5 protein-coding genes are annotated in these 4,705 nt (G+C 49.2%); all 5 read right to left on the reverse strand.

The features are described 5' to 3' along the window. A partial coding sequence (locus tag V3U24_05425) for a (2Fe-2S) ferredoxin domain-containing protein (protein MEE9166884.1) occupies positions 1-347 on the reverse strand: 347 nt, incomplete at its 3' end. 54 nt (positions 348-401) lie between these two features. After that, complete coding sequence (gene mtnA / locus V3U24_05430) at positions 402-1,481, reverse strand: S-methyl-5-thioribose-1-phosphate isomerase (protein MEE9166885.1); 1,080 nt, start codon at positions 1,479-1,481, stop codon at positions 402-404. Between the two features lie 463 nt (positions 1,482-1,944). After that, on the reverse strand, positions 1,945-2,973 hold the full coding sequence (locus tag V3U24_05435) for an alcohol dehydrogenase catalytic domain-containing protein (protein ID MEE9166886.1): 1,029 nt from the start codon (positions 2,971-2,973) through the stop codon (positions 1,945-1,947). After that, on the reverse strand, positions 2,973-3,761 hold the full coding sequence (gene lsrF / locus V3U24_05440; protein ID MEE9166887.1) for a 3-hydroxy-5-phosphonooxypentane-2,4-dione thiolase: 789 nt from the start codon (positions 3,759-3,761) through the stop codon (positions 2,973-2,975). The genes V3U24_05435 and lsrF overlap by 1 nt, the downstream gene beginning before the upstream one ends. A gap of 328 nt (positions 3,762-4,089) precedes the next feature. Continuing rightward, positions 4,090-4,705, reverse strand: a 616-nt coding sequence (locus V3U24_05445) for a zinc-binding dehydrogenase (protein MEE9166888.1), incomplete at its 5' end; no start/stop codon positions are given.

Genomic DNA, 4,705 nt, shown 5'->3' on the forward strand with positions numbered 1-4,705 from the left:
AGTCTTTCCCATGTTTCGTCTGTGGCGACCAATCTTTTTACTACCCCACTTTGCCGAACCGATAGTTCGAATATTTCCGGTACGTCGTCGATGCTGCATCCCGTGTACCATACATTATCTGGATATATGACGATTGTCGGCCCCAGTTCGCACCCGTCAAGACACCCCGCTTTGTTGGCTCGCACCTTTCCCTTGAGACCGTATTCTCTGATCAGCTTTACAAATTCAAGTCGAATATCCTGGGATCCCCTGGCCGCACAACATCCTTTGGGATTAGCCGGGGGACGTTCGTTGACGCATACGAATATGTGCTTGGCATATCTCGGAGTTGGGTCAAACCTGTTCACTCTACACCCATGGTGACTGCCGTAGCGTTTTCTATGAGGATCTTTTCCACGGTTTCATAGGATCCTCTCAAAACTATCTCTGTAGGGTGCTTCACAGATCGCCTTTTCCGTAATAATGGCAGAAATCAGATTTGAGGGCGTTACGTCAAAAGCTGGATTGGTGACACTTGTGCCAGGAGGAGCAGTCTGGTGACCCGCAATATGAGTAATCTCCTCTTCGCCCCGGTGTTCTATCGGAATATCCCTCCCGGACTCGATTCCGGCATCGACAGTGGAGGTGGGAGCAGCTACATAGAATGGAATCCCGTGGTATTTCGCAAGCACGGCGAGATTGTACGTGCCGATTTTGTTCGCCGTATCACCATTAAGAGCGATTCGATCCGCTCCCACAATGACACACGTCACCATCTTATGGGCGAAGGTGTGGGCAGCCATGTTGTCTGTGATGAGGATAAATGGAATATCGGCCTCCCTCAACTCCCAGGCTGTCAGGCGGGCCCCCTGCAACAGGGGACGTGTCTCATTCACGATCACTTTAAATCCCCCTGTCCGGCCACCGTCTGTCATTGATGAAAATGCCGAATGGATAACGCCCAATGCCGTCCCGTAACCTCCCGTCGCAAGCCCTCCGGCGTTGCAGTAGGTCATTACACTGCCCTCCTCCGGGATAAGTTTCTTGCCGAGCTGCCCCAGAGTCTTGCACATGTCAATGTCTTCGACGTGAATGTTCTCTGCCTCCCGGATAAGGAGTTTTACGCTTTCCTGTACTGTCCGACTTCTTTCGAGGATTCTCACCATACGTTTAAGAGCCCACGAGAGATTGACGGCGGTGGGACGCGAAGACTCAATCTCTCTCCTCATTCCCCTCAGTTTCTCTGCCAAGACGGACTGACTATCCGCCTTGATGCTCTGGGCACCTAGGGCAAATGCGTATCCTGCGGCTACCCCAATGGCTGGAGCTCCGCGGATCGCCAGTCGCCGTATTGCATCGCATACCACCTGATAATCTGAAGTTTCAACAAATTCCACTTTGTTGGGAAGAAGTGTCTGATCGAGAAACCGAAGGGAATTGCCCTGCCATTGAAGGTGCCGAACCACACCGTTGTGCACAAGATTCAAAGCTACTCCTTCCATCTCATCGACCTTGCAACGTAACAGGTTTTCGCAAAATGCTCCACCCTCTCAACTCTCCAGTAGGCCTCCTCAAGGTACCTACTCAGCGTGAGCGCGTCTTCCCAGTAAAACTGATACCATCACACTTTCTTACTGTGGGTCAGATCGACGTCACAAAAGTGATCGTACCAGCGTGGATTTTCGTTGGAAATCATGGTTGTTTTGACCAAAACGGAAATATTCCGAAAATACGATCAAACATTCTAACCTGGATTATCCGCAGGATCTCGAGATAAGATTCGCCGTCTCCAAGGGAGTCCCTGTGACCCGCAGGGTCTCCTCCGGAGGGAGAAGAACATGAAGGAAAAGAAAGACAAAAGAAATAGGCACTCAGGAGCAACATATTGATAGTTAATGTTTCAACATTGAGAGGACGGAGGCCTGATCCAAGCTAAATAAGACCATTATCGTAACTTCGCGTTTCTCAATTTCCGTTCGGTTCAACAATCACTTTCAGGGAATCTGACCCATCTTCAACCAAGTTGAACCCAAGCTGAATCTCATCTAATCCGATCCTATGGGTGATCATTTCGCTCACAGGTATAGCTCTGCTGGAAATCAAGGCGAGGGCCTCTCTATGGTCATCCGGAGAACCAGCATAAGTAGTCGTAATCGTAACATCCCGCTTAAAGAACACTTCATTAATGTTAAGACTAAAAGTCGTTCCGGGATGAGCAGGAGCAAAGAGAAGGATAACACCACCATCTTCAACAGAACCAAAACCATCTTGGATTGCCTTTGGATTACCAGTCGTTAGAATGACAATGTCAGCCTTTTGTCCAACTTCTCTACCCAAAATTGTTGGCATTTCACTTGAATCCACTGTAACAAAATCTGCACCAAACTTTCTTGCCCATTGTAACCGCTGATTTATCAGGTCAACTGCAATGATTGCATCCGCACCGTTCGCCTTTGCTAAAGCAATATGCAACACTCCCGAAATACCACTACCAATAACGGCCACAACATCCCCTCTTCTCACGTTTGCTCGACGCTGTCCTCTGATGACACAAGCCAACGGTTCTGTAAAGGAAGCTTCCTCGTAGGAGATCTTACTTGGTATTTTGTAGACACCCAATCGCGTGTTCATCTCAGGTAGCCGAACGTATTGTGAAAAACCGCCCGGTTCAAAGGTGGTTGATCTCAACGTTTTACACATCGTTTCATTGCCCCTCAGACAGAAGCGACATTCAAGGCAGGGGACGTGATGGGATGCGACTACTCGATCACCAACTTTAACACTGTCAACAGCTTCTCCGACTTCAACAATCTCTCCCGCGATCTCGTGACCAAGGACGAGCGGGACTTTATCTTTCCGATACCACTCCATAAGGTCACTCCCACATATACCGCTAGCATAGATTTTAACCAGACTCTCTCCGTATCCTATCTTTGGGCGGGAACGTTCTTCTATACGAATAGCGTTGTTACTATAGTAGGTTGCAACTTTCACTATTTCAAATGGCTTTGATATTGCTTATAAGCATCGTTTGGATCTAATCCATCCACGACTACGGAACGAACTGCCTGTATCATGTCGATGGGTGATTTTGCTTGGAAGATGTTACGCCCCATGTCCACTCCATCGGCACCGTCACTGATAGCACTGTCGGCTAACTTCAACGCGTCCATCTCGGGAATCTTTTTCCCTCCAGCAATTACGACCGGGACAGGACATACATTCACAAGCTTATCAAAACCTTTGCAATAATATGTCTTCACCATGTCAGCTCCCAATTCAACTGCCATTCTGCAGGACAAGGAGAGGTAACGGAGATCTCGGTTCATCTCTTTTCCTACCGCCGTAACCGCCAGAACTGGGATACCATATCGATGCGCTTCGTTGACTAGTTTCGAAAACTCGACAATAGTCTGATGTTCGAATTCCCCTCCAATATAAATTGAGAAAGCAACTGCTGAGGCATTCAGTCGTATAGCATCTTCAATGGAAACGCACAGTTCCTCGTTGGACAAATCCTCATTCAAAATGCTGTTGCCACCGGAAACTCGAAGGACAACAGGAATATTTGTCCTTTTGGGTATACTGTTCTGCAAGATTCCTCTGGTTAGCATAAGGCTATCCGCATAGGACAAAATGGGGACAACGGATTCCCCAGGGTTTTCCAGTCCCGTTGTAGGACCCATAAAATATCCATGATCAATTGCAAGCATCACCGAACCTTTGTCAGTGGAGAGTCCCGGCATAATCCTAACCAATCGATTCCTCAAACCCCAATTCATGTGATCTCCTTCCTATCTAGCCTGATCTGTTCATCAGCCACTAAGACACCCTGCCCGACATGCAGGTCAAGCCTGCCGCCTCCCGACTGAAGGGAGGGCAGGCGGGCAGGTAAGACACAAAGTGGTTAATATTATCCGCAGGATCTTGAGAATAGTTTATTCATTCTCATCGCCACGATTGCTAGAGAGCAAATATTCAGAGTCTCCTGTTATTCACTCCCTCATTTTTCCCAGGGATCATTCGGTCAAATAGCCCGGTGCCCCTGCCCCGTCAAAAGTGTAAAGCTTCTCGCAGAATTGGGCAATGTCTTTTCCCGGTCATTTCCGTTTACGAATCGGGGACCAGCACCACCTTTCCGAATTGTTTTCGTTCCTCCAAGTATTTGTGAGCCTCTCTCACAGCTGACATTGGGAATGTCCTGTCCAGCACAGGCTTGACCCTCCCCTCCTGAAGCAACTTAGTGATCTTCCGGAAAGAGGAGAGATCACCCATAGTGGAGCCTAGAATTGACTGTTGTTTCCAGAAGAGATCGCGAAGATTGATTTCTACACGCGGTCCTGTTGTCGCACCGCAGGTCACCAATCTCCCTCCACGGGCGAGTGACCGGAGGCTCGATTTCCACGTTGCCTCCCCTACGTGTTCCACAACCACATCCGCTCCCCACCCTTTGGTGAATTCCCTGACCCCTTCATGAATCTCGTCGCTGGCGTGATTAATGACATGATCCGCCCCCAGTTTGGTCGCCATCTCAAGCTTTTCATCCGTGCCTGCCGTTGCGATAACGCGACAGTTATGTAGTCTGGCGATCTGAATGGCCGCACTGCCAACTCCTGACCCGGCGCCCAGCACGAGAATCGTCTCCCCTTCGTGGATCCTGGCTCTCCGGGCCAGCATTTGGTAGGCTGTCAGGAAAACTAGAGGAAACGCCGCCGCTTCCCGGAAG

It is taken from the genome of Candidatus Neomarinimicrobiota bacterium (assembly GCA_036476315.1).
Classification (GTDB): domain Bacteria; phylum Fidelibacterota; class Marinisomatia; order Marinisomatales; family S15-B10; genus JAZGBI01.